Raw genomic sequence first — 24,287 nt, forward strand, 5'->3', positions numbered from 1 at the left:
CGCGACCGATCGTTACGGTGAAGCGGCGAAAGCCGTGATGTCTTACGATGACGCCGGTAATGAATTTCCGGCCCTGGCGCTCCCAAGGGGACTCGAACCCCTGTTTTCGCCGTGAGAGGGCGACGTCCTAGACCGCTAGACGATGGGAGCTTGCCGGGCGGGATGGCGGCTGTATAGCCACGGGCCTGGACGGGCACAAGCCCGAAATCGTATCCCGGCTCGGTTTTCGCACGAGGCGATCGAGACGTGGCGGCAGGAGAGACGGTGTGAGCGAGGCGGAGCTGCGGGAGGGCGTGATCCCGCCGGGCGAGGGGAGCGAGCGGCTGGACCGGGCGTTGGCGCGGCTGTGGCCGGATCTGTCGCGCAGCCGGTTGCAGGCGCTGATCCGCGAGGGGCAGGTGACCCTGGAGGACGCCGCCATCGATGATCCGTCGGTCAAGGTCGCGCCCGGCCGGCGCGTCGCCGTGACGGTGCCGCCGCCGCGCCCGGCCGAGCCGGAGCCGGAGGCCCGCGACCTCGCCGTCGTCTACGAGGACGACGACCTGATCGTGATCGACAAGCCGGCGGGCTGGTGGTGCATCCGGGGGCGGGCAACGACAGCGGCACGCTGGTCAACGCGCTGCTCGCCCATTGCGGGGCGAGCCTGTCGGGCATCGGCGGGGTCGCGCGGCCGGGCATCGTCCACCGCCTCGACAAGGACACGACCGGCCTGATGGTGGTGGCCAAGACCGATCTCGCCCACCAGGACCTGTCCGCGCAATTCGCCGATCACGGCCGCACCGGGCCCCTGGAGCGGGCCTATCTGGCGCTGGTCTGGGGCTATCCCGACCCCGCCACCGGCACGATCGATGCCGCGCTCGCCCGCTCGGAGCGCAACCGGGAGAAGATCGTCGTGGTGCGGGAGGGGCGCGGCCGCCACGCGATCACGCATTACCGCACCGAGGCCAAGCTGGGGACGCAGGAGCCGGTCGGCCTGGTGCGCTGCCGGCTCGAGACCGGGCGGACCCACCAGATCCGCGTGCATCTCTCGCATCGCGGCCACCCCCTGCTCGGGGACGCGGCCTACGGCGCGGCCTTCCGCACCAAGGCCAACCGCCTGGACCCCGAGGCGCGCCAGGCCCTCGACGACCTCGGCCGCCAGGCCCTGCATGCGGCGCTTCTCGGCTTCCGCCATCCCCGCACCGGCGACGCCCTCCGGTTCGAGAGCCCGCCGCCGCCCGACATGGCCCGGCTGATCGCGGCCCTGACGCCGTGAGCGGGCCCCATCGGGATGAGAATACCTGCCCCGGACGTCTCATTGACGAGGCGGCCGGGGCCGGCTCACCCCGGGGCAGTGCGGCACCGCACGCGGCGAACCGCCACGGCAGCACAAAACGCCGCCTCACGCGTTGGTGGCGACACCCGTCGCTACCGGGCCGGATCGCTCCCTGCTAGGATCGCAGATCGAACGACCGGCCAACGGGAGGTCGTTCGCGCTCGCCCATGTCACCGCGGGGAGCATTCAGGAGGTTGGAATGGCTGCTGCACTTCCCGTGCTCGCCAACGAAGGGGGCCTGTCGCGCTACCTGGACGAGATCCGCCGGTTTCCGATGCTGGAGCCGACGGAGGAGTACATGCTCGCCAAGAGCTGGCGTGAACATGGCGATCGCGACGCCGCCCACAGGCTCGTGACCTCCCACCTGCGGCTCGTGGCCAAGATCGCCATGGGCTATCGCGGCTACGGCCTGCCGATCGGCGAGGTGGTGTCGGAAGGCAATGTCGGCCTGATGCAGGCCGTCAAGCGCTTCGACCCCGACAAGGGCTTCCGCCTCGCCACTTATGCGATGTGGTGGATCAAGGCGGCGATTCAAGAATACATCCTGCGCTCGTGGTCGCTCGTGAAGATGGGCACGACCGCGAACCAGAAGAAGCTGTTCTTCAACCTGCGCAAGGCCAAGGGCCGCATCTCCGCCCTCGACGAGGGCGACCTGCGCCCCGACCAGGTCAAGCAGATCGCCACCCGCCTCGGCGTGCCCGAGCAGGACGTGATCGACATGAACCGTCGCCTCGGCGGCGATGCGTCGCTCAACGCTCCCTTGCGCGAGGAGGGCGAGGGCGAGTGGCAGGACTGGCTCGTCGACGACAGCCCGACCCAGGAGACCGTGCTCGCCCGCGAGCAGGAAGGGCAGAACCGCCTCGCCGCCCTCAAGGACGCGCTCGGCGTGCTCAACCCGCGCGAGCGCCGGATCTTCGAGGCGAGGCGGCTGGCCGACGACCCGATCACCCTGGAGGATCTCTCCAGCGAGTTCGGCGTCTCCCGCGAGCGGGTGCGGCAGATCGAGGTGCGGGCCTTCGAGAAGGTGCAGGATGCGGTCAAGCGCAACCTCGCCACCCGCGAGGCACCGCGGACGGGGGTGCCGGCCTAAAAGCCCGGCACGACCCCGAGGGCCGTCAGGCCGATCAGCACCAGGGGCATCGCCGCCAGCGCCAGCACGGTCTGCACCGCGGTGATGCCCGCCATCAGCGGTGCGTCGCCGCCGAGCTGGCGCGCCAGGAGGTAGGCCGAGGAGGCGGTGGGCAGGACCTGGAACAGCAGGGCCGTGGCGAGCGCCGGCCCGTGCAGCCCGAGGGCCATCGCCATCAGCACGGTCGCCCCCGGCATCGCCAGGAACTTCATCGCCGAGGCCGAAGCCACCGGCCCGAGCCAGGTCCGCGCGCCCGAGAAGTCGAGCGCGGCCCCGACGCAGAGGAGGCCGATCGGCAGGGAGGCCGCGCCGAGGGTGCGCATCGCCGGCTCCAGGCCCGGCGGGATGCCCCAGCCGAGGAGCTGGAATGCCATCCCGCCCAGCGACGAGACGATCAGCGGATTGGTGGCGAGTTGCCTGGCGATCCCCCGCGGCGTCAGCCGCGCCGCGCCGTGGCGGGCGAAGACCAGTACGCACAGGATGTTGACCGTCGGCACGATCGCCGCGTTGCAGATCGCCGCGAGCGCGATCCCTTGCGCGCCGAACAGCCCCGCGGCGAGGGTGACGCCGACATAGTTGTTGAAGCGCACGCTGCCCTGGAACACCGAGGTGAAGGCCGGGCCATCGACCCGCATCAGCGGCCGCAGGGCGATCACGAGACCGGCCACGATCACGGTCGAGAGGATCAGCGTCAGGGCGAGCGCGCCGACCGGCACCGCCTCGACATGCGCGGTGGCGAGGCTGTGGAAGAAGAGGCTCGGCAACAGCACGAAATAGCCCAGCCGCTCGGCCTGCGGCCAGAAGCTCTCGGCGAGGAAGCGGCGGCGACGGAGTGTGAAGCCGAGGGCGGTGAGGAGGACGACTGGCAGGAGGGCCAGGAGGATGGCGCCGGTCATGGGGCGAGGGTCAACGGAGGGCGGCCTTCGGATGGGATGCCCGCGCGGTGCGGCGCATGCGCGGGCGCAAGCGTATGTGGTGCTGGGCTCCAGCTTAATCAGCGCGACCGTACGCGGACAGTCGATTCGATGCCGGCGGCCATGCACGGGACGGCGACGTCCTGTTTTACCTCACGCGGTCCCTGACATGCGCGACCCGTTCGGGCGCCGGGAGCATGCGGGTATCGATCGCGATTTGCTGGATCAGGAACTGCCCGGCACCAACGATCTTTCCGATATAGACGCTGACCGACCGGCTCTGCGGCGCGGTGCAGACCACCCGGATGCGGCCCGTCTTGCCGTCCTTGGCCTCGCAATCCGTACCGTCGGCCGTGACGCGCTGGAAGAAGGCCGGGGTTTCTCCGACCGCCAGCGTCTCGCCTGAGCCGTCGGCGGTCGAGACTTCGAGGGGCCGGCCGGCTTCGCCGAGCAGGTCGTGCCGCTGCCAATCGACCGCATGGGCCGTGGCGGGGAGCATGAAGGCGAGGCCGTACGACGCGATTCGAAGCTTCATGGTCGGGGTCCCGGATGATTTGGGGGCGGCATGTCGTTCGGCCCGCTCGCGTTCGGGGGAACCGGTGCCGTGAGAGGCGGGTCGCAGGCTGAGGAGAAGCGAGGGCCTCTCCCGACGGCGCTGTCCGCGCGAGCATGAGCGTGGCCGGCGAAAGCCTCAAGCGCAATGAAAATCGAGCCGATGTCGTGCAGGATTTATAAAATTATTATATTATAATTATTATGATAACATCTCCGTCATCGCGATATTTCCAGTTGTCTCAGGACGAAAATCATCGATGCTGACGGCCGCATGACGACGCTGATCGAAAATTGGTCCGAGAGTGACCATCGATCGGCGCAAACAGGGGGGAGAAGTACGGCGACGACTTGGCGTCGCTGCGTGCCTGTGCATCGCACAATTCGCTCGGACGATCATGCTGCATTGCGCCGTCCGGTCTCCACTTGGGACCGTGCAGGGTGGTCGCGTGCGGCCCTGCCTCGCGACGCGGAGCCCTAAGGGCGGCCGGGCTCCGGCGGAGTCCCGGAACGGCGCCGGGCGCCCGAATGCCTGACTTTCCACTCGTCCCCACGGCCAGTCCCATCGGCAGAGAGAAAGAGAACATGGATCAGGAGAAAACGCAGGAACCGTCTCCGTGCCGGTGCGTCGCCGCCGAGTTGCCGCGCCGCAGCCTCCTCACGGCCGGGCTTGCGCTGCTTCTCGCGCCTCACGACGCGGCGCTGGCCGCAGGAGAGTCGAATCCCCGGGGGGCGGACGCCAAGCCTGCGAATCCCCGGAGCATGCGTCCGCAGCTCGGCGACACCTTCGCCTATCTCAGCGGCGAGTACAAAGACAAGAAGGTCATGGCGGCCGATCTCAAGGTCGGCGAGCCTCCGAGGTTGGTCTACCCCGTCGATCCGGTGACCGAGACGGTTCGCAGCGGCTCACGGGTCAACCAGATCCTGCTGATCCGTACCGAGCCGTCCCATCTCGCCGCAGCCACGGCGCCGCGGGCCGCCGAGGGTATCGTCGCTTATTCAGCGATCTGCACTCATAACGGGTGCCCTATCACTCTTCTCAACGAGGACGGGCGGTCGGTCGTCTGCACCTGCCATGGGTCGCGCTTCGATCTGGCCGATAACGGCACCGTCCTGACCGGTCCGGCTACGCGCCGCCTCGCCGCGCTTCCGATCGCCGTCACCGACGGCGTGGTGACGGTTGCAGGTCCCTTCGTCGGCACTCTCGGCGCGGCGCCGTCGCAGCAATAAGCACCCCACGAATCAAGAAGCACGGCGAAGTCGTGCAAGACGGGAGGAAGACGCCATGATGAAGACCGTGTCCGCGGCCCTGCTCGGGTCCGTCCTGATGCCTACACTGGCGATGGCAGAGCCCTTGAAGACATATTCGCCGGTCACGCAGCAACGGCTCTCCAACCCGGAGCCCGAGAACTGGCTGATGGCCAAGGGCAACTACGCCGGCTGGAGCTACACCCCGCTCGAGCAGGTCAATGCCGGCAACGTCAAGTCGCTCCGGCCGGTCTGGAGCTACTCGACCGGCGTGACCTCCGGCCACGAGGCACCGCCGATAGTCAACAACGGTGTCATGTACGTCGCCACGCCGTACAACCAGGTCATCGCCATGGATGCGAAGACCGGCGAGTCGGTCTGGCGCTACAAGCGCGACTTTCCCGAAGGATTCAGCGCCTTCCACTACACCAATCGTGGCGTCGCCCTGTGGGGTGACAAGGTCTACGTCGCCGGCCTCGATTGCCGGCTCGTCGCCCTCGACGCCAGGACCGGCAAGGTGGCGTGGGAGGCGGAGGTCTGCGACTGGACGCAAGGGGCCTACATCACCTCGGCCCCGGTCGCGGTGAACGGCAAGATCATGATCGGCCCGTCCGGGGGCGAGTTCGGCGTGCGCGGCTTCCTGAAAGCGTTCGATGCTGAGACCGGCAAGGAGGACTGGACCTTCTGGGCCGTGCCGGCCCCGGGCCAGCCGGGCTCCGAGACTTGGCCGAAGGAGGGCCGCTGGAAGGATGCCTGGAAGATCGGCGGCGGCACGATGTGGATGCCGGGCAACTACGACGCCAAGAACGGCGTGCTCTACTGGGGCGTCGGTAACGGCTCGCCCTGGCTCGGCGACCAGCGGCCCGGAGACAACCTCTACGTCGCTTCGGTCGTCGCGCTGAACCCGGCGGACGGCACGATCAAGAGCCACTTCCAGTACCACTGGAACGATTCGTGGGACTGGGCCGCGATGAACGCGCCGACCCTCATCGAGCTCGATCGTGACGGCAAGAAGATGCCGGCGATGATCAGCGCCCAGCGCAACGGCTACCTCTACCGGCTCGGCCGCACCGAGGGCGGGCAGATCAGCTTCCTCGACGCCCGGCCCTTCGTGAAGAACACGGTCTTTTCGAGCGTCGATCCGAAGACCGGCCGGCCGACCTACAACCAAGCTGGCGTCCCCGGCACCGGCCGGGCGGGCACCTATTGCCCGAGCGTGTGGGGCGGCAAGGATTGGCCCTACGAGTCCTTCAACCCCAAGACCGGGATGCTCTACGTCCCGTTCAACGACAATCATTGCATGACCTATGAGGGCAAGGTCCAGGAGCGGGTTCCGGGGCAGTGGTCGGCCGGTGTCGACATCACCGACATCAAGCTGCTGATCGACAAGGACGTGAAATATATCGGCGGCATCCAGGCGATCGATGTCAACACCAACAAGGAGGTGTGGCGCGATACCTACGCGAAGTCGTGGATGTGGGGCTCGATCCTGTCTACCGCGACGGACCTGATTTTCGCCGGCGGCACCAGCGACCGGATGTTCCGCGCCTACGACGCGAAGTCCGGCAAGGAGTTGTGGAGCTTCAAGACCAATTCGGGGATCATCGCACCGCCGATCAGCTACGCGATCGACGGCAAGCAGTACATCGCCGTGGTCTCCGGCTGGGGCGTCGATTCCGCCCTGGTCCAGGGCATCATGGCCGACGAGCACGGCTGGGAGAAAGACGTGCCGCAGGGCGGCACCGTCTGGGTGTTCGCCGTCGACGACGACAAGGCGCCGGAGAAGCGGGCCGAAGCGATTCCGTCCCGCCGGTGATCCGACCCCGCCTGCCGATGCCGGCCTAAATTCCGCGCATCGGCACGAAGGCCCCGGTCAGGTCGCGGCGTCTGTCGTGCCGCCTCGAGGCAGCGCGTCGTCTCACCAGGACGGCGTGCTGACCTTGAAGTGAAGCGACGGACCCCGCCCCATCGAAACGGACGCGGCCGAGCCGGAAGTCGATCTCGGGCGCAGCCTCACGGCTGCCACTGCTCGAACGCCTCCCGCAGCACCTTCTCGCCGGCATTGCCCTTCTCGAAGGTCAGGATGGCGCGGTTGCCGTTGGCGTAGCGGATCGGCAGGTCGATCCAGTTGCGCTTGAGCAAGAGGTCGGTGTTGCGATCGATGTCGGCCTTGAGGTTGGACAGGCCGATCAGGAAGAGGTTGTCGCGCACCGGCACCGGCAGGCCGGAAACCGGGGAGCCGCGGCCGGCCTCGTCGTCCTTGAACTGGATCAGGCCGACATCGCGCACCGTCCGGTTCGGGTCGGTCGAGGTGAAGGTCAGTTCGAGGATGTGCGAGGCCGGCAGGGTCGCGTCGGTGTTGCGGCGGAGCACCATCGCGAGGCTCAGGCCCGCATCGGGCACGTCGACCGTGCCGCGCACGACGGTCTGGAGCGGCTGGCCCTGGCCGGCATTGACGGCGTCGAGGCGCCAGACCACCCGGGCCTGGTAGGCCTTCGGGGCGGCGCCCTGGCCGCCATTCTCCTCGTAGAGCGTGCCGCGCTGCGCCACCGCGATGTCCGGCGTCGGCGAGGGGCGCGGGGCACTGCCTTGCGGGGCAGCGGGGGCAGGCGCCGCCGCGGGGGCGGGCGCCGGGGCCGCGCGCTCGCCGCCGACCCGGTCGGCGAATTTCGAATCCTGCGGCTCGGCCGGGCGGTTGGGGCCGTTCTCGGCAAAACCCGTCGGCAGGGCGGCGGGGTTGTCGCGCAGGGACCAGGCGGTGACCGCGATGGCGCCGACGACCGCCGCCAGGACCGCCGCCACGATGCCGTTGCGTACCAGCCGCGACCGGTCGCGCTTGGGCGCCACCACGTCGAGGCGCGGCCGTTGGGGGGCGGCGAGGCCCGCCTCCGGGTTCGCCGGCTCCTCCGCCGGCTCCGGCTGGCGCGGCCGTATCGGCGGCAGCTTCAGCTCGACCGGCGGGCCGGCCTCGGGCAGGGCGTCCGCATGGTGCGTCGCCGCCGGCTCGGGCAGAGGTTCGGCAAAGGGCGCAGCAAGGGATGCGTCCGGACGCGCCGGTACTTCCGGCGGCCGGGGGACGCGGGAGGCGGCGGTTCCGGGGCCGCCTGCTCCGGCGTCGCCGCCTCCGAGACGGTGGGCCCCGACAGGGCGGGCTCCGGCTCGGGGACGCCGCCATGCTCGATCTCGAGCCGGGCGATCGCCCGGTCGAGGGAGACCCTTTCCGCCTCGATGTCGGCCTCCGACAGGGGCGGATCGAGGGAGCGGAGCTGGCCGATCAGCGCTGCGCGGGCGCGCTCATAGACCGTATGCCGCAGGTCGGGCGAACGGTCGGGCAGCGCATCGAGGGCGCGGGCGAGCAGGGGATAGTAATCGGCCATGGTCGCCGCATGCCTTGTCGTGCCGGGCGGCGGGCGTCAAGCTTCGCCCGCCTGACATCGCGCGGGATTCCCCTCAATCCTCGAAGGGGTTGTGGACCAGGATGGTGTCGTCCCGCTCCGGCGAGGTCGAGAGCAGCGCGACCGGGGCGCCGATCAGCTCCTCGATCCGGCGCACGTACTTGATCGCCTGGGCCGGCAGGTCGGCCCAGGAGCGGCCGCCCGCGGTGGTCTCGCTCCAGCCCTCGAAGGCCTCGTAGATCGGCTCGACCCGGGCCTGGTCGGCCTGGCTCGCCGGCAGGTGGTCGATCTCCCGGCCGTCGAGGCGGTAGCCGGTGCAGATCTGGATCGTCTCGAAGCCGTCGAGGATGTCGAGCTTGGTGAGCGCGATGCCGTTGATCCCGAGGTCCGCACGGTCTGGCGCACCAGGGCGGCGTCGAACCAGCCGCAGCGGCGCTTGCGGCCCGTCACGACGCCGAACTCGCGGCCGCGCTCGCCGATCCGCTCGCCGATCGCATCGGTGAGCTCGGTCGGGAACGGGCCCTCGCCGACCCGGGTGGTGTAGGCCTTGACGATGCCGAGCACGTAGCCGATCGCCCCCGGGCCGAGGCCCGATCCCGTCGCGGCCTGCGCCGCCACGATGTTGGACGAGGTCACGTAGGGGTAGGTGCCGTGGTCGACGTCGAGGAGGGCGCCTTGCGCGCCCTCGAACAGGATGCGCTTGCCGGAGCGGCGGGCATCGTCGAGGAGCGACCACACGGTGTCGGCGAAGGGCAGGATCTTGGGCGCGATGGCCAGGAGCTCGGCCTTCAGCGCCGCGCCGTCGATCTCGTCGATGCCCAGGCCCCGGCGAAGGGCGTTGTGGTGGGCGAGCAGCCGCGAGATCTTGGCGTCGAGCATCTCGGCATCGGCGAGGTCGACGACGCGGATCGCCCGGCGGCCGACCTTGTCCTCGTAGGCCGGGCCGATGCCGCGCTTGGTGGTGCCGATCTTCAGGACCGCGTTCGAGGTCTCGCGGAAGTGGTCGAGCTCGCGGTGCAGCGGCAGGATCAGCGTCGCGTTGTCGGCGATGCGCAGGTTCTCGGGCGTGATCGCCACGCCCTGCTGGCCGATCTTGGCGATCTCCTCGACGAGGTGCCAGGGATCGACCACCACGCCGTTGCCGATGACCGACAGCGTGCCGCCCCGCACCACGCCCGACGGCAGCAGCGACAGCTTGTAGGTCACGCCGTCGATGACGAGGGTGTGGCCGGCATTGTGCCCGCCCTGGAAGCGCACCACGACATCGGCCTGCTCGGAGAGCCAGTCGACGATCTTGCCCTTGCCCTCGTCGCCCCACTGGGCGCCCACGACGACGACGTTCGCCATATCACAAATACCCGTCCCTGCCCGCCGCGCGAAAAGCCCGGCGCGTGGAAGGCGCGGGGCTGATCGTGTGCGGATGGTGTCACGCGTGTGCGCTCTTCGGCGATCCCGGCCGGGAAATCAAGCGACGGCCGGGATGACCACCTCGGACCTTGTTATTTGGCCTCGGTATTCGGGCCACGTCCGGGCAGCTCCCCGGGCTTGATCACCGGGGTCGAGTTCGGGGTCGGGTCCGGCGGCGTCACCGCCATGTCCGGGGTGCCGGTGGCCGGCGGCTTGATGACGCCGTCCGAGCGCTGGAGCTTGTCGCTCAGGGTTGAGCCGGTGGTGTCCGACTTGTCGGCATTCGAGGTCGCGTCGCCCGGACGCACCTTCTCGGGGATGGTCTGGTTCAGGGGCGGCAGGTTCGGGTCGCGGTCGCGCCCCTTCAGCGGCACCTCGGGCGACTGGGCGAGGGCGGCCGTCGCGCCGGCGACGATCGCCAGCACCGCCAGCCCGCCGCGCATCAGCTTGGTCATCGGGTTTCTCCTGAGGATGGAGTCTCCCGAGGGAAACCGGGCCGGCACCCGAGGGTTCCGGCTCCGCTTGGCTTTGCAACCGGACTCTCGATTGATTCGCTGCCGCCCTTCGGCTCCCAGCGGTAGCGCCTCACGCCGCCTCTCGTTCCAGCGGGCGGATGTCATCGATGTCCGCACCGATCGCGTTGCGGGCCGTCAGAAGATCGAAGCGGCTCTGAAGATTCACCCATACCTGCGGGTCCATGCCGAAGTAGCGCCCGAGCCGCAGGGCCGTATCGGCGGTGATGCCGATCTCCTCACGGGCGATGCGCTCGATCCGGGTGCGCGGCACGCGGCACGCCTTCGCGATCGCATACGCCGTCAGGTTCAGCGGAACCATGAACTCCTCCCGCAGCACCTCGCCGGGGTGCATCGGCGGAAGGATGGTATCGGTTTCGTACTCGGTGCTCATGCCACCTTGTCTCCAGAGGAGCGGGGCGCAGCCCCAACAGTGGTAATCAGTGATAGTCCACGTTCTCTACATCGTCCGGGCCAGTCTCGGTCCAGCGAAAGCACAAGCGGAACTGGTCGTTGATCCAGATGGCGTGCTGCCCGGCGCGCTCGTCGAGCAATGGATGCAGCTTGTTGCCTGGCGGAACCTTCAGCGCATCGAGGGAGGTCGCGGCATCGAGATAGTTGAGCTTGCGCCGTGCCGTCTTGAGAATGTGCGCGGGATACCTTTCGGCTGCCGCCCCTCGAACACGTCTCGGGTCCGATCATTGGCAAAGCTGCGGATCACGGTGCGGCCCCTTATCGGCGATTGGTATCGCACAACGATACGCACCGTCAAGCGGAAGGTATCGGCGAACGATACCGACGTGACCGCGATCCGCTCTCACGCGGATGGCCGAATATGGAGATGCCCAGGTCTATCCCGGGCATTCCGAGATCGGCTCGATCCCCGATCCAACGACCGCTTCAGGGATCCGCAGCCGGCCGGATGGATGCTCAGCCCGCCTTCGCCATGTCGAGGTACAGGTCGCGCAACTTCCGCGTCATCGGGCCGGGCTGGCCGCCGCCGACGCGTTGGCCGTCGATCTCGACCACCGGCATCACGAAGGCCGACGCCGAGGTGAAGAACGCCTCCGAGGCCTGGAGCGCCTCCTCGATCGAGAAGGCGCGCTCCTCGACCGTCAGGCCGTTCTCCTCGGCAAGCCGCATCACCGCCCGGCGGGTGATGCCGGGAAGGAGCGCCGTCGAGAGCGGGCGGGTGACGATGCGGCCGTCTTCGGTGATGATGAAGGCGGTGGACGAACCGCCCTCGGTGACGAGGCCGTCCTCGTGCATCCAGGCCTCGGCGACGCCCGCCGCCGCCGCCTGCTGCTTGGCCAGCACCTGGGCGAGCAAAGCCACCGACTTGATGTCCCGGCGCTTCCAGCGCAGGTCCTCGACCGAGATGACCTTGGCGCCGCGCTCGGCGAGGGGGTTCGCCGACACGTTCTTGGCCTGCGTGAACATCACCACGGTCGGCGGCGTGCCCTCGGGCGGGAAGGCGAAGTCGCGCTCGGCCACGCCGCGGGTGACCTCCATGTAGACGAGGCCTTCGCGCAGGGCGTTGCGGGTGACCAGCTCCTCCTCGAGCTTCGTCCACTCGGCGATGGTGTGGGGGTTGCGGATGCCGATCTCCGAGAGCGAACGGTCGAGGCGGGCGAGATGGGCCTCGTTGTCGACGAGCTTGCCATCTAGCACCGCGCTCACCTCGTAGATCCCGTCGGCGAACAGGAACCCGCGGTCCATGATCGGGATCGTCGCCTCCTCGAAGGGGACGAAGCGACCATTGACGTAGACGATGCGGGACATGGCGGGTCTTCCTCTCGCGGAGCCGGCGGCGCGGCCGGTCACGACCAAGCCGTCCTTGAAGCACCGCTCGGCGCCCGGCGGCAAGCGCGATTCCGGGCGCCCGGCCTTGCATGATTCGTGCAGGGTGAAGGCGGGCGCGGCGGTTGCGCGGGGCCGCGACCACGACCTATCGTCCGGCGAACACGAGAGGAAACGACATGCGGCTCACTCCCGACGCGAAGGGCGTCTTCCCCATCGCCCCGACCCCGTTCCACCCGGACGGCCGCATCGACGAGGCCTCGATCGACCGGATGACCGATTTCTACGGCGAGATCGGCGCGACCGGCCTCACCGTGCTCGGCATCATGGGCGAGGCGCCCAAGCTCGACGGCGCGGAGGCCATCGCGGTCGCCTCGCGGGTGATCCGGCGCACCAAGCTCCCGGTCGTGATCGGCGTCTCGGCCCCGGGCTTCGCCGCCATGGGCTCGCTGACCCGCGCGGTGATGGAGGCCGGCGCCGCCGCCGTGATGATCGCGCCGCCGCCGTCGTTGCGCACCGACGACCAGATCGTCGGCTACTACGCCCAGGCCGCCGAGGTGATCGGGCCGGACGTGCCGTTCGTGATCCAGGACTATCCGCTGACCTTGAGCGTGGTGATGACGCCCGGCGTGATCCGCCGCATCGTCACCGACAACCCGAACTGCGTGATGCTCAAGCACGAGGACTGGCCGGGGCTGGAGAAGATCTCAGGCTTACGGGCCTTCCAGCGCGACGGCTCGCTGCGGCCGCTCTCGATCCTGTGCGGCAATGGCGGCCTGTTCCTCGACTTCGAGTGCGAGCGCGGCGCCGACGGCGCCAATACCGGCTACGCCTTCCCGGAGATGCTGGTCGATGTGGTTCGCCTGAGCGCGGCCGGCGAGCGCGAGCGGGCGCATGACGTCTTCGACGCCCACCTGCCGCTCCTGCGCTACGAGCAGCAGCCGGGCCTCGGGCTGGCGGTGCGCAAATACGTGCTGATGCGCCGCGGCATCCTCGCCTCGGACGCCCAGCGCAAGCCCGGCGGCGGCCTCTCGGCGGCGGCGAAGGCGGAGGTGGACTTTTTGCTTGAGCGTCTGGCCCGGCACGATTCCCGGGCGCGGCTCTGACGGCATCCTCTCCACGGCCTCGGAATGAGGCCGTGGAGGGACTTGATCTGCTCGATCGGGAGGACGGACCTCGAACCCTCCAACGTCATCCTGGGGCTCGCGAAGCGAGAACCCGGGATCCTTGACCGCTGAGATGTCCGGACAAGGTGGGCGGCGCCACGCTTCATCCTGCATCGTCAGCGGTGATGGATCCCGGGTTCCGCTGCGCGGCCCCAGGATGACGCGGTGAGGCTGCAAGGTCGGTGCCAGATCGGCAAGTGCCGCCGATCGAACAGGCGCTCAGAACGCGATCGCGTCCACCACCTTGCGGAAGCGCGGCAGCATCGCCTCGCGGTCCTGGGCGCGCGCCACGCCGACGGCGCGGAAATAGCCGTCGGGCTGGAAGCGGATGGTCTGGGACACCACCACCGGCGTGCCCGACGGCACGTCGACGGCCCGGGCCACGATCTCGTGCCAGTCGGCGCCGTTCTGGCGGAAGCTCTGCGAGCGCTCGATCGCGAAGTCCTTCATGGTCTGGTTCGAGTAGAGCGCCGCCTTCGCGAAGGCGTCGCGCTGCTCGGCGGAGGGGGCCGGCTGCACCGCCTCGGCGAGCACCAGGATCGGCTGCTCCAGGTTCAGCATCTGGTCCTTGGGCCCGTCGGTATAGAGCACCGAATTGCCGCCGAGCACCCGCACCGGACGGAAGCCCGCGGTCTCGACGACCCGGAAGGGCAGGGCCGCGACCTGCTGGTCGAGGGTGAGCGCCGGGCGCACCCGCACGCTGGTCAGCATCGCGCGCATCGCGTCGTCGGATTCGGCCGCCGGCAGGGTCTGGCCGATGATGATGCCGGTGACCGTCGGGTCCGAGACCAGGAAGACCCATTTGTGCAGGGCCGGTGCGCCGGCGGGCTGCTCGATCGGCTGCTCGCCGGAGACCAGCAGGCCCTCGCGTCCGTCGGCGAGCTTCAGGGTCTCGCGCGACTTCACCACCAGGCCCTGGCTCTTCAGGTTCTCGTCGGTGAAGTTGGTGGTGAGGTCCTTGTAGGCCTGGGCCGGCAGCTCGACCACCGAGACCGTGGCGCCGCCGCTCTGCCGCTCGAAGCCGGTGAAGCGGCGCGACACCACCATCTCCTTGGCCGGCTCGAAGCCGAAGCGCGAGCCCGGCGGATAGACCGGATCGGCGGCCCACGCCCCGGCCGGGAGGCCGGCAAGGCAGGAGAGGAGCGCCAGCATGCGCAGCGACAGGGGACTCGTCGACATCAGACTCGTCTCGGCTCGTAAGCGACGCCGCCCGGGATCGGGCGGCAGGACCATCGCCGGATGCGTCGGCCGTGCGCGCCGCTCTGTCAAGCGCGGCCGATCGCCGTGACGCGCCGCAAGGTCAGGTTGAGGCGCCCGCCCGGTGCCACGGCCTCGGGCAGGACCGGCCCGGCTTCCGGGGCCAGCAGGTCGGCGGGAGCGGCGGGGACGAGACGGTCGACGCCGTGGAAGATCAGGCGCGAGGGCCCGCCGATCACCAGGGCATCGCCGGAGGAAAGCCGCACCGAGCGGGTCGGGTCGGAGCGCCGGAGCCCGCCGTAGCGGAAGAGCGCGGTGGCCCCGAGCGACAGGGAGAGCACGGGGGCGGAGAACTCGGCCTCGTCCCGGTCCTGGTGCAGCCCCATCCGGGTGCCCGGGGCGTAGAGGTTGACGAGGCAGGCCTCCGGCTCGGCCGGGCAGCCGGCGAGCTCGACCCAGGCGCGGGTCACCGCCGCCGGCATCGAGGGCCAGGGCCGGCCGGTCTCCGGATGCTCCGCCTGGTAGCGGTAGCCGGCGCGGTCGGAGACCCAGCCGAGGGGGCCGCAATTCGACATCCGCACCGAGAACGGCTTGCCCGTGCGCGGCATCGTCGGGATGAAGGGCGGCGCCTCGCGCAAGATCGCCGCGAGGTCGGCCGCGAGCGCGCGTTGCGCCGCGGCGTCGAGATAGCCCGGATGGTGGATCAGGCCGGGGGCGAGTTCGATCACGGGCGCGCTCCTCTGGCGGACGGCCCCCGTCCTATCCGATTTCCCGCCGCGCCGGCAGGACCGCCATGGTAGACCCGTGCCGTAACGGCACCTTCCGAACGATTCGCACCATGACGACCCGCACCGCCACCCTGATCGGCTCCGGCGCCATCCTGCTCTGGTCGCTGCTCGCCCTGTTCACCGCGGCCTCCGGCGCGGTGCCGCCGTTCCAACTCGCGGCCATGACCTTCCTGGTCGGCGGGCTCCTGGGCTGCGCCAGCTGGATCGTGCGGCCCTCCGGCCTCGCCGCCCTGCGCCAGCCGCTCCCGGTCTGGGCGCTCGGGATCGCCGGCCTGTTCGGCTACCACGCCCTCTACTTCGCGGCCCTGCGCCTCGCACCGCCGGCCGAGGCCGGGCTGATCAGCTATCTCTGGCCGCTGCTGATCGTGCTGTTCTCCGCCCTGCTGCCGGGCGAGGGAGGCCTGCGCGCCGCCCATCTCGCCGGTGCGCTCATCGGCCTCGCCGGGGTGGTCACGCTGTTCCTCGGGCGCGGCTCGCTCAGCTTCGAGTCGGCGGCGCTGCCGGGCTATGCGGCGGCGCTCGCCTGCGCCTTCCTGTGGTCGGGCTACTCGGTGCTGTCGCGCCGGGTCGGGGCGGTGCCGACCGATGCGGTGGCGGGTTTCTGCCTCGCCACGGCGGCCCTGAGCCTGATCTGCCACCTCGCCTTCGAGACCACGGTCTGGCCGCAGGGCCCGGCGCAATGGGCGGCGGTGGCGGCCCTCGGCCTCGGCCCGGTCGGGGCGGCGTTCTACCTCTGGGACATCGGCGTGAAGCGCGGCGACATCCGCCTCCTCGGGGTCGGCTCCTACGCCGCCCCGGTGCTCTCCACCCTCATCCTCGTCGCCGCCGGCTACGCCCCGGCGACCTGGTCGCTGGCGCTGGCCTGCGCTCTCATCGTGGCAGGCGCCCTGGTGGCGACGCGGGCGGGGCCTGCGCAGGAGGCGGCGGGGAGCGGGCGCTGAACGATCCGGCAACGGTGGTCGCCGGATCTGCGGCGAGAGCCTGCGACCGAGCAGGCACCTCGGCACACGACGCACCGGCCGTCTCGCGGCCGGCGACGGGACGGCTCGGGGCCGGCCTCTCCCAACCCTCGACCGTTCTCCGGGAGCCCGTTCGAGTTGGTCGACCGACCCGGGAACCCGCCAAGTCGTCCCAGGGCCGAGCGGCGCAGCCCGGACGATCAGGTCGTGCCGGACCGTGCGAGAGGCGTTGCGATCACGTCCGGGCATCCCGCGGTCCCGGGTTCCGGAATGATGCGGAGGGCGTCGGTTCCCGTCGAGGGAACCGGGCGGGCGCCCGAGGCCTCGCATCGCCGCACGAGGCCGATCCCGCCTCATCCTCCGGCAGAGCTTGACGAAGCCGTTCTTCGCGCCTCACTAACCGCCTGAAGACACGCGCCGAGCCCCGGCCCGGCGCCGCCCCGGCGCGAAGGCTCGAAGCGACGCATGACACCCTCCACCACCTTCGCCGGCCAGACCGTGGCCCTGTTCGGGCTCGGCGGCTCGGGGCTGGCCACCGCGCTCAGCCTCAAGGCCGGCGGCGCCCGCGTCATCGCCTGCGACGACAACCCGGCGCGGATGGAGGCGGCCCGCGACCAGGGCATCGAGACCAGCGACCTGCGTCAGGCCGAGTGGACCGCCGTCGCGGCCCTGGTGCTCGCCCCCGGCGTGCCGCTCACCCATCCGGCGCCGCACTGGACGGTGGAACTCGCCCAGGCGGCCGGCGTGCCGGTGATCGGCGACATCGAGCTGTTCTGCCGCGAGCGGGCCGCGACGAGCCCGGATGCGCCCTTCGTCGCCATCACCGGCACCAACGGCAAGTCGACGACCACGGCGCTGATCGCCCATGTCCTGGCGGCCTGCGGCCGCGACGTGCAGATGGGCGGCAATATCGGCACCGCGATCCTGTCGCTGGCGCCGCCGTCGCCGGACCGGGTCCACGTGATCGAGCTGTCCTCGTTCCAGATCGACCTGACGCCGTCGCTGGCGCCGACGATCGGGGTTCTGCTCAACCTCACGCCCGACCATCTCGACCGCCACGGCGACATGGCCCGTTACGCCGCCATCAAGGAGCGGCTGGTGACGGGAGCCGCCCACGCGATCGTCGGCGTCGACGACGATTTCTGCCGGGCGATCGCCGGGCGCCGGACCGGGCCGCTGACGCGCGTCCATGTCGGCGAGGCGGGGGAGGGGCCGGGGATTCTGGCCCGGAACGGCGTCGTCATCGACGGGCGACGGGATCCGGCGGAGCCCGTGGCGGACCTCTCCGGCATCGGGTCCCTGCGCGGCGCCCATAACTGGCAGAACGCCGCCATCGCCTACGCGGTGGCGAGCGGGCTGGGCATCACGCCCGATGCCTTCGCGGCAGCGCTCGCGACCTTCCCGGGCCTGCCGCACCGGATGGAGGAGGTCGGCCGGCGCGGCTCCGTCCTGTTCATCAACGATTCGAAGGCCACCAACGCCGATTCGACCGAGAAGGCGCTCTCGGCCTTCCAGCGGGTCCACTGGATCCTCGGCGGCAAGGCGAAGGAGGGCGGCATCGCGAGCCTCGCGCCCTACTTCCCCCGCGTCGCCCATGCCTACCTGATCGGCGCCGCGACCGAGGATTTCGCCGCGACCCTCGACGGGCAGGTGCCGTTCAGCCGCTGCGGCACGCTGGCTGCCGCGGTCGCGCAAGCCGCCGCGACGGCGGAGCGGGACGGATCGGGCGAGCCCGTGGTGCTGCTCTCGCCGGCCTGCGCCTCCTACGACCAGTTCCGCAGCTTCGAGGATCGCGGCGACCAGTTCCGCGCGCTCGTGACAGCCCTGCCGGGCCTGATCCCCCCGGGCGCCTGAGGCGCCGTTCCCCGAATCGGCAAATCGGCGTATGCCGCTTCGCGCCCGGCCGACGCGTCTCCCGCCATCGTGCCGGCTCAATTCGAGCGCTTCCCACGCGGTATCATGCTGCCCCCCCAACGCCTCCTGCCCGCCGAGACCCCGGCCGTGCCCGGCCACGCGCCGCACCGGCCCGGGCCGCGCAAGATCATCAGCTGGAACCTGCTGCGGCGGACCGGCGCGACCGTCGACGCCCTCGAGGCGCTGATTGCGCAGGAGAAGCCGGACCTGCTGCTGATGCAGGAGGCGACCGTCGACATCACCGAGCTTCAGGCCCGGTCGGCGGGCATTACGCCTGGGCGCCGTTGCCGCGGCGCATCCACGGCCTGGCGATGTGGAGCCCGACGCCCTGGCCGCGCCCGCCCGAGGTGGTGGTCCTGCCCTCCGGCGCCCTGATCGACCGGGTCTGCCAGATCCTCGATCTCGGCACCTTCGGGGTCGCCAACGTCCACCTGTCGCACGGGCAGGTGCTCAACCGGCGCCAGCTGCGCCGCATCGCCCAGCACCTGCCGGTCCGCGCCGCGGTGCTCGGCGACTACAACATCGTCGGGCCGGCCCTGCTGCCGGGCTTCCACGATGTCGGGCCGCGCCACCCGACCCACGCCATGGTCGATCTCGTGCCCCTGCGCCTCGACCGCTGTCTGGTGCGGGGGCTGACCTGCCGCGGCCAGGCGGTGCTGCCGCGGGGCGCCTCCGACCACCGGCCGATCGTGGTCCATCTCGAGCCCGGCAACCCGCAGGGGAAGCGTCAGCCCCTCCGCGACCGGATCGAGGCGTTTCGCGACCGGGCCGAGGATTTTCGCAAGCGGGCGCCGCTCAAAGATATGGCAGCAGCAATCGCACGGCGGCGTCGCGCAGTCGCACGGCCATCCCGCGAGAGTTGAGGTCGTCCGCGGTCAGGCGCTGCTCCATCTTGGCCCGCATCAGCCCGTCGAGGTCGGCCGCGAAATCGGTGTCGTAGACCTCGACGTTGAGCTCGAAGTTCAGCCGGAAGCTGCGGCTGTCCCAGTTGGCGCTGCCGACGAAGCACCAGGCCTCGTCCACCACCATCAGCTTCGAATGGTCGAAGGGCGGCCGGTCGAGCCAGATCCGCACGCCGGCCTCCAAGAGCGGCCCGACATGGGCCCGCGTCGCCCAGTCGACCACCCGGTGGTTGCTCGCCTGCGGGATGATGACGTCGACGGTGACGCCCCGCATCGCCGCAAGTCCCAGCGCCGTCAGCAGCGTCTCGCTCGGCAGGAAATAGGGGGTCGCGAGACGCACCGAGTGCCGCGCGGTGGCCACCACCTCCAGCACCACGAACTCGATCTTCTCGATGTCGGCATCCGGCCCCGAGGTGACGACCCGGGCCAGCGACGGCCCGGCCGGCGGGATCTGCGGGAACCAGGCCGGCCCCTCCAGGTCCTCGCCCTTCACGAAGGCCCAGTCGCGCCAGAAGGCCTGCGCGAGCTGTCCCACCACCGGCCCGTCGATGCGGAAATGGCTGTCGCGCACCGGCTCGGGCGGGTTCTTCGCCATGACGTTCTCGTCGGCGATGTTGACCCCGCCGACGAAGCCGACCCGGCCGTCGATCAAGAGCAGCTTCTTGTGGGTGCGCAGGTTCAGGAACGGCATCCGCCAGGGCAGCGCCGAATGCATGAACAGGCCGGCCGGGATGCTCAGGCGCCGCAGGCGCCGGTACATCGCCGGGAAGAAGTAGCCGCTGCCGATGCCGTCGATCACCACGCAGACCGCGACGCCGCGTTCCTTCGCGGCGTAGAGGGCTTCCGCGAAGGCCCGGCCGCTGTCGTCGTCGCGCATGATGTAGCTCGACAGGGCGACGCTGGTGGTCGCCTCGTCGATCGCCGCCAGCATCGCCGGATAGGCCTCGTCGCCGTGGCGGTAACGCCGGATGCGGTTGCCGGCCACCAGCGGCAGGCCGCTGATCCGCTGCACCGCCCGCTTCAGGGGCTGGAAGTCGTCGGGCACCTCGGCCACCGGCGGGGCGGGGGCGCCGGGCCGGGGGCCGGGCAGCACCGGCAGGCGCCGGGCGCGCCGGCTGACCCGGTTGATGCCGAACATGACGTAGAGCAGGCTGCCCAGCATCGGCGAGAGCCAGGCGAGCCCGATCCAGCCGATGGCCGCGCTGACCTCGCGCTTGCGCATCAGCGCATGCACCGTGACGACGACCGCGATGGCGAGGCCGATCGGCGCCAGCACGTCCGACTGGATCGAGGCCGGAATCCCGAGCCAGCGGTAGATCTCGTGTTCCACACCGCCTCCTGCCGGCACGCTCGCCGTTGAGATACGGGAGAGCGGATCGCGAATCCACTCAAGCTTGGCCGGCTGCCCACCGCCCCCCCCCCGGACTTGAAAAGAAATGTCCGTGACGAGGATGGCGCGCATTTCCCCTCCCCCTTGTGGGGAGGGGTTAGGGGTGGGGGTGGTGCCGGATGGAGCGCAGCGGTGCCTCCTGCACCACCCCCACCCCTTACCCCTCCCCACAAGGGGGAGGGGGGCTCCCGCGCCATCCCGTCTGTCGACTCAGCGAGACCACCGTCAGAAAAAAGAAAATCCCCCGCCCCGGGAAGGGCGAGGGATCGAACCGTTAGATTGTCACGCAGCCGATCAGGCGCTCAGGGCTTCCTTGGCCCGCTCCGCGCGCTTGCGGTCGTTCGGGTCGAGGACGGCCTTGCGCAGGCGGATCGACTTCGGGGTCACCTCGACCAGCTCGTCGTCCTGGATCCAGGCGAGCGAGCGCTCGAGGGTCATGCGGATCGGCGGGGTCAGGCGGACCGCCTCGTCCTTCGAGGTGGTGCGGATGTTGGTGAGCTTCTTGCCCTTGAGCACGTTCACCTCGAGGTCGTTCTCGCGGTTGTGCTCGCCGATGATCATGCCCTGGTAGACCTTCCAGCCCGGCTCGATCATCATCGGGCCGCGATCCTCGAGGTTCCACAGGGCGTAGGCGACGGCCTCGCCCTGGTCGTTGGACATCAGCACGCCGTTGCGGCGGCCGGCGATCTCGCCCTTGTAGGGCTCGTAGGCCTTGAACAGCCGGTTCATGATCGCGGTGCCGCGGGTGTCGGTCATCAGCTCGCCCTGGTAGCCGATCAGGCCGCGGGTCGGAGCGTGGAACACCAGGCGCAGGCGGTTGCCGCCCGACGGGCGCATCTCGATCATGTCGGCCTTGCGCTCCGACATCTTCTGCACGACGACGCCGGAATACTCCTCGTCGACGTCGATCACGACCTCCTCGATCGGCTCCATGATCTCGCCGGCCTCGTCCTTCTCGAAGACGACGCGGGGACGCGACACGGCGATCTCGAAGCCCTCGCGGCGCATCGTCTCGATCAGGATCGCGAGCTGAAGCTCACCGCGGCCCGACACGTAGAACGAGTCCTTGTCGGCGGCTTCCTCGATCTTGAGCGTGACGTTGCCCTCGGCCTCCTTGAACAGGCGGTCGCGGATCATGCGGCTCGTGACCTTGTCGCCCTCGGTGCCGGCGAGCGGGCTGTCGTTCACGATGAACGACATCGTCACGGTCGGCGGGTCGATCGGCTGGGCCTGGATCGGGGTCTCGACCTGGGGGTCGCAGAAGGTGTCGGCGACGGTGCCCTTCACGAGGCCCGCGATCGACACGATGTCGCCCGCCTCGCCCATCTCGATCGGCTGGCGCTCCAGGCCGCGGAAGGCCAGGATCTTCGAGACGCGGCCGGTCTCCACCACCTTGCCCTCGCGGTCGAGGACCTTGATCGCCTGGTTCGGCTTCACGGTGCCGGCGGCGATGCGACCGGTGATGATGCGGCCGAGGAACGGGTTGGCCTCGAGCAGGGTGCCGAGCATCCGGAACGGGCCGTCCTCGGTCTTGGCCGGGGGACGTGCTCCAGCACCAGGTCGAAGAGCGGCGCGAGGCCGTCATCCTGCGAGCCCTCGGGCGAGGTCGCCATCCAGCCGTTGCGGCCCGACCCGTACAGGATCGGGAAGTCGAGCTGGTCGTCGGTGGCGTCGAGCGCCGCGAACAGGTCGAACACCTCGTTCACCACCTCGGTGATGCGGGCATCCGGACGGTCGACCTTGTTGACGGCCACGATCGGGCGCAGGCCGATCTTGAGCGCCTTCGAGACCACGAACTTGGTCTGCGGCATCGGGCCTTCGGCGGCGTCGACGAGCACGATCACGCCGTCGACCATCGACAGGATGCGCTCGACCTCGCCGCCGAAATCGGCGTGGCCGGGGGTGTCGACGATGTTGATCCGGGTATCCTTCCAGACCACCGAGGTGGCCTTGGCCAGGATGGTGATGCCGCGCTCCTTCTCGAGGTCGTTCGAGTCCATCGCGCGCTCCTCGACCCGCTGGTTCTCGCGGAACGAGCCGGATTGCTGGAGCAGCTTGTCGACCAGGGTCGTCTTGCCGTGGTCGACGTGGGCGATGATGGCGATATTGCGCAGCTTCATGGGATATCCGAAGCAAACAAAGCCCGGCACGCCGCGGGCCGCCAGAATGGCAGCCGGACGCATCGAGCCGGGGGAAAACTGTTGCGTCGCAATATAAGGAAGCGGGCTTTTTCGCAAGAGGGCCCGGCATGGCCCCTTGTCGGGGAGGCGGGCGCTTCCAGATGGGTCACTCCGCCGCGGCCGACAGGGGATCCGGCCCGCGATCGAAGGCAGGGGGCTCGACGGAATGCGCCTGCCGCTCCACCAGGATGGCGCGGCGCTCCGCGATCGCCCGCCTCGCCTGGTCGAGGCCGAGGGTGAAGGCCGCCACCCCGGCATTGTCGATGGCGCCCGTCCCGGCCCGGGCGAGCGCCGCGGCCAGGATCTCGTCGGCCTGCCGCTCGAGGTCGTTCAGCTCCAGCTCGTCCTCGACGTCGCGGCTCGCCCGCACGATGGCGAGCAGCTGGCGCAGCAGCGCCATGTCCCGGGCCCGCGACCGGTTGGCCGCCCGCGACACCAGGGTGGCGGCGGCCGAGCCCAGGATCGAGACGCACATCACCAGCAGATAGAACCAGTCGCCGTAGCGCTCGAAGAAGCTCTCGACCTCGCCCTCGTAATAGGCCTGGGCGCCGGGATGCACCGGCAGGGACGCACTCTTCGAGGTGTCGGGCGCCTCGATCTGGTTGGCGAGGGGCACCTCGACCGCGAGGCCGGGCCGGTTGACGAAGAGCAGCCGCGTCAGCTCCGACACCACCGAATCGGCCAGCGAGGCCTGGGCCACCAGCCGGTGGCTGACCCCGATCGTGGTGACGGTCTCGGCCGGGCGCGGCGGCGTGCCGCCGAAGGTGCCGCGGGCAACCTCGACGCTCTCCAGTGCCGGCCAGCGCCGGGCCAGCACCGCCGCCTCGCCGATCGGGATGAAGGTCGGGGTGCTGCCGGCAGAAATCCCGTTTCCCTTGGTGATGCCCGCCACCACCTCGCCGGCGGTGCGGCCGGTGAGCGGGCTCACCACCATCACGGCATCGACCCGCCCCTCGCGCAAAGCCTGGCCGGCCTCCTGGCCGTCGCCGAGGGGGATCGTCGTCACCGCATCGGCCGGCACCTCGTAGTGTTCGAGGATGTGGGCGAGCAGCCGGGCGTTGCCGGCCGGGTAGCGCACGAGCCCGATCCGCTTCCCCCGCAGGTCCGGCACGGCGGCCAGGCTCGGATCGGTCGCCAGCAGCAGCACCGCGTCCCGATGCAGGATCGCCACGGTCTGGGTGCGCGCCGGGATGCCGACGTCGGAGCGCACGACAGCGAGGTCGGCCTTTCCGCGCTCGGCCGCCTCGGCGCTGTCGGCGACGCCGCTCGTCGCCACGGGGCGCAGGCGCACCTCCTCGTGGCCGCGGGCGAGCGACTGCGACACCGCCCCGACGAGGCGCGCATCCTCGCTGCCCGACGGCCCGACGGCGACGCGCAGGGTCGTCGGCTGCCCGAGCCACTGGTAGGCGAGGAGCGCCGTCGCCACGAGGGCGAGAAGGGCCGCGAGGACGATGGGAACGTAGCGCCGCATGGACCCTCACCTTGGGTCCTCACCTTGGGCAGCGGAACCGGATTCGGC

At 70.3% G+C, this 24,287-nt stretch carries 16 protein-coding genes, 1 tRNA gene and 5 pseudogenes; 8 read left to right on the forward strand and 14 right to left on the reverse strand.

The features are described from left to right. Nucleotides 1-74 precede the first annotated feature (74 nt). A tRNA-Glu gene (locus F1D61_RS04800) sits at nucleotides 75-150 on the reverse strand. A gap of 116 nt (nucleotides 151-266) precedes the next feature. On the opposite strand from F1D61_RS04800, the pseudogene F1D61_RS04805 reads away from it, so the two are divergent. Further along, nucleotides 267-1,255, forward strand: a pseudogene (locus F1D61_RS04805) (RluA family pseudouridine synthase). A 259-nt stretch (nucleotides 1,256-1,514) separates the two neighbouring features. Then, the gene (gene rpoH / locus F1D61_RS04810; RefSeq protein WP_203156737.1) at nucleotides 1,515-2,405 is read left to right on the forward strand and encodes an RNA polymerase sigma factor RpoH; all 891 of its coding nucleotides are present in this window, start codon (nucleotides 1,515-1,517) and stop codon (nucleotides 2,403-2,405) included. On the opposite strand, the gene F1D61_RS04815 is transcribed toward rpoH, so the two are convergent. Then, complete coding sequence (locus F1D61_RS04815; RefSeq protein ID WP_203156738.1) at nucleotides 2,402-3,340, reverse strand: AEC family transporter; 939 nt, start codon at nucleotides 3,338-3,340, stop codon at nucleotides 2,402-2,404. The two genes, rpoH and F1D61_RS04815, sit on opposite strands and share 4 nt — an antisense overlap. A gap of 166 nt (nucleotides 3,341-3,506) precedes the next feature. Continuing rightward, entirely contained in the window at nucleotides 3,507-3,857 is a 351-nt protein-coding gene (locus tag F1D61_RS04820) for a hypothetical protein (protein ID WP_203156739.1), read from the reverse strand. A gap of 638 nt (nucleotides 3,858-4,495) precedes the next feature. Here F1D61_RS04820 and F1D61_RS04825 point away from each other — a divergent pair. Beyond that, a complete protein-coding gene (locus F1D61_RS04825) occupies nucleotides 4,496-5,140 on the forward strand; it encodes a ubiquinol-cytochrome c reductase iron-sulfur subunit (protein WP_203156740.1) in 645 nt (214 codons plus the stop codon). Between the two features lie 55 nt (nucleotides 5,141-5,195). Further along, on the forward strand, nucleotides 5,196-6,974 hold the full coding sequence (locus F1D61_RS04830) for a PQQ-dependent dehydrogenase, methanol/ethanol family (RefSeq protein WP_203156741.1): 1,779 nt from the start codon (nucleotides 5,196-5,198) through the stop codon (nucleotides 6,972-6,974). 197 nt (nucleotides 6,975-7,171) lie between these two features. On the opposite strand, the pseudogene F1D61_RS04835 reads toward F1D61_RS04830, so the two are convergent. The 6 genes and pseudogenes from F1D61_RS04835 to F1D61_RS04860 form a co-directional block, all read right to left on the reverse strand. Next, nucleotides 7,172-8,535 (reverse strand): annotated as a pseudogene (locus F1D61_RS04835) (histidine kinase). A gap of 73 nt (nucleotides 8,536-8,608) precedes the next feature. Continuing rightward, nucleotides 8,609-9,900, reverse strand: a pseudogene (locus F1D61_RS04840) (adenylosuccinate synthase). Between the two features lie 152 nt (nucleotides 9,901-10,052). Next, on the reverse strand, nucleotides 10,053-10,415 hold the full coding sequence (locus F1D61_RS04845) for a hypothetical protein (RefSeq protein ID WP_203156742.1): 363 nt from the start codon (nucleotides 10,413-10,415) through the stop codon (nucleotides 10,053-10,055). A 130-nt stretch (nucleotides 10,416-10,545) separates the two neighbouring features. Next, nucleotides 10,546-10,866 (reverse strand): HigA family addiction module antitoxin, encoded by a 321-nt coding sequence (locus tag F1D61_RS04850; protein WP_203156743.1) that lies wholly within the window; start codon nucleotides 10,864-10,866, stop codon nucleotides 10,546-10,548. A gap of 46 nt (nucleotides 10,867-10,912) precedes the next feature. Beyond that, nucleotides 10,913-11,119 carry a type II toxin-antitoxin system RelE/ParE family toxin gene (locus tag F1D61_RS04855; RefSeq protein ID WP_348649459.1) on the reverse strand — a complete coding sequence of 69 codons (207 nt, stop codon included), beginning with the start codon at nucleotides 11,117-11,119 and terminating at the stop codon, nucleotides 10,913-10,915. Nucleotides 11,120-11,402: 283 nt separating this feature from the next. Continuing rightward, nucleotides 11,403-12,254 (reverse strand): D-amino-acid transaminase, encoded by an 852-nt coding sequence (locus F1D61_RS04860; protein WP_203156744.1) that lies wholly within the window; start codon nucleotides 12,252-12,254, stop codon nucleotides 11,403-11,405. Between the two features lie 197 nt (nucleotides 12,255-12,451). On the opposite strand from F1D61_RS04860, the gene F1D61_RS04865 reads away from it, so the two are divergent. Continuing rightward, the gene (locus tag F1D61_RS04865) at nucleotides 12,452-13,378 is read left to right on the forward strand and encodes a dihydrodipicolinate synthase family protein (protein WP_203156745.1); all 927 of its coding nucleotides are present in this window, start codon (nucleotides 12,452-12,454) and stop codon (nucleotides 13,376-13,378) included. A 279-nt stretch (nucleotides 13,379-13,657) separates the two neighbouring features. Here F1D61_RS04865 and F1D61_RS04870 read toward each other — a convergent pair whose 3' ends face one another. Together F1D61_RS04870 and F1D61_RS04875 are read right to left on the reverse strand one after the other, a co-directional pair. Continuing rightward, complete coding sequence (locus tag F1D61_RS04870; protein WP_203156746.1) at nucleotides 13,658-14,617, reverse strand: hypothetical protein; 960 nt, start codon at nucleotides 14,615-14,617, stop codon at nucleotides 13,658-13,660. Between the two features lie 86 nt (nucleotides 14,618-14,703). After that, nucleotides 14,704-15,363, reverse strand: a complete 660-nt coding sequence (locus F1D61_RS04875; protein ID WP_203156747.1) for an alpha-ketoglutarate-dependent dioxygenase AlkB — start codon at nucleotides 15,361-15,363, stop codon at nucleotides 14,704-14,706. A 110-nt stretch (nucleotides 15,364-15,473) separates the two neighbouring features. Here F1D61_RS04875 and yddG point away from each other — a divergent pair, with 110 nt between their 5' ends. The 3 genes and pseudogenes from yddG to F1D61_RS04890 all read left to right on the forward strand — a co-directional run bounded on the left by yddG (nucleotide 15,474) and on the right by F1D61_RS04890 (nucleotide 19,159). After that, the gene (gene yddG, locus F1D61_RS04880) at nucleotides 15,474-16,364 is read left to right on the forward strand and encodes an aromatic amino acid exporter YddG (RefSeq protein WP_203156748.1); all 891 of its coding nucleotides are present in this window, start codon (nucleotides 15,474-15,476) and stop codon (nucleotides 16,362-16,364) included. 483 nt (nucleotides 16,365-16,847) lie between these two features. Continuing rightward, nucleotides 16,848-18,236 (forward strand): UDP-N-acetylmuramoyl-L-alanine--D-glutamate ligase, encoded by a 1,389-nt coding sequence (gene murD / locus F1D61_RS04885; RefSeq protein ID WP_203156749.1) that lies wholly within the window; start codon nucleotides 16,848-16,850, stop codon nucleotides 18,234-18,236. 105 nt (nucleotides 18,237-18,341) lie between these two features. Further along, nucleotides 18,342-19,159: pseudogene (locus F1D61_RS04890) on the forward strand (endonuclease/exonuclease/phosphatase family protein). On the opposite strand, the gene F1D61_RS04895 reads toward F1D61_RS04890, so the two are convergent. From F1D61_RS04895 to F1D61_RS04905, 3 genes and pseudogenes are all read right to left on the reverse strand, one after another. Then, entirely contained in the window at nucleotides 19,092-20,528 is a 1,437-nt protein-coding gene (locus F1D61_RS04895; RefSeq protein ID WP_203156750.1) for a phospholipase D-like domain-containing protein, read from the reverse strand. The pseudogene F1D61_RS04890 and the gene F1D61_RS04895 overlap by 68 nt on opposite strands. Before the next feature lie 354 nt (nucleotides 20,529-20,882). Then, nucleotides 20,883-22,708, reverse strand: a pseudogene (gene typA / locus F1D61_RS04900) (translational GTPase TypA). A 166-nt stretch (nucleotides 22,709-22,874) separates the two neighbouring features. After that, nucleotides 22,875-24,239: a TAXI family TRAP transporter solute-binding subunit gene (locus tag F1D61_RS04905; protein WP_203156751.1), complete on the reverse strand. Its 1,365-nt coding sequence runs from the start codon at nucleotides 24,237-24,239 to the stop codon at nucleotides 22,875-22,877. Nucleotides 24,240-24,287: the final 48 nt, after the last annotated feature.

Source organism: Methylobacterium aquaticum, assembly GCF_016804325.1.
GTDB lineage: Bacteria > Pseudomonadota > Alphaproteobacteria > Rhizobiales > Beijerinckiaceae > Methylobacterium > Methylobacterium aquaticum_C.

Excerpts from the sequence above, each read along its gene's own strand:
- F1D61_RS04850 (WP_203156743.1), bottom strand. The coding sequence starts at position 10,866 with ATGAGCACCGAGTACGAAACCGATACCATCCTTCCGCCGATGCACCCC.
- F1D61_RS04845 (WP_203156742.1), bottom strand. The coding sequence starts at position 10,415 with ATGACCAAGCTGATGCGCGGCGGGCTGGCGGTGCTGGCGATCGTCGCC.
- F1D61_RS04825 (WP_203156740.1), top strand. The coding sequence starts at position 4,496 with ATGGATCAGGAGAAAACGCAGGAACCGTCTCCGTGCCGGTGCGTCGCC.
- rpoH (WP_203156737.1), top strand. The coding sequence starts at position 1,515 with ATGGCTGCTGCACTTCCCGTGCTCGCCAACGAAGGGGGCCTGTCGCGC.
- F1D61_RS04860 (WP_203156744.1), bottom strand. The coding sequence starts at position 12,254 with ATGTCCCGCATCGTCTACGTCAATGGTCGCTTCGTCCCCTTCGAGGAG.
- F1D61_RS04870 (WP_203156746.1), bottom strand. The coding sequence starts at position 14,617 with ATGTCGACGAGTCCCCTGTCGCTGCGCATGCTGGCGCTCCTCTCCTGC.
- yddG (WP_203156748.1), top strand. The coding sequence starts at position 15,474 with ATGACGACCCGCACCGCCACCCTGATCGGCTCCGGCGCCATCCTGCTC.
- F1D61_RS04905 (WP_203156751.1), bottom strand. The coding sequence starts at position 24,239 with ATGCGGCGCTACGTTCCCATCGTCCTCGCGGCCCTTCTCGCCCTCGTG.
- murD (WP_203156749.1), top strand. The coding sequence starts at position 16,848 with ATGACACCCTCCACCACCTTCGCCGGCCAGACCGTGGCCCTGTTCGGG.
- F1D61_RS04815 (WP_203156738.1), bottom strand. The coding sequence starts at position 3,340 with ATGACCGGCGCCATCCTCCTGGCCCTCCTGCCAGTCGTCCTCCTCACC.
- F1D61_RS04830 (WP_203156741.1), top strand. The coding sequence starts at position 5,196 with ATGATGAAGACCGTGTCCGCGGCCCTGCTCGGGTCCGTCCTGATGCCT.
- F1D61_RS04820 (WP_203156739.1), bottom strand. The coding sequence starts at position 3,857 with ATGCTCCCCGCCACGGCCCATGCGGTCGATTGGCAGCGGCACGACCTG.
- F1D61_RS04865 (WP_203156745.1), top strand. The coding sequence starts at position 12,452 with ATGCGGCTCACTCCCGACGCGAAGGGCGTCTTCCCCATCGCCCCGACC.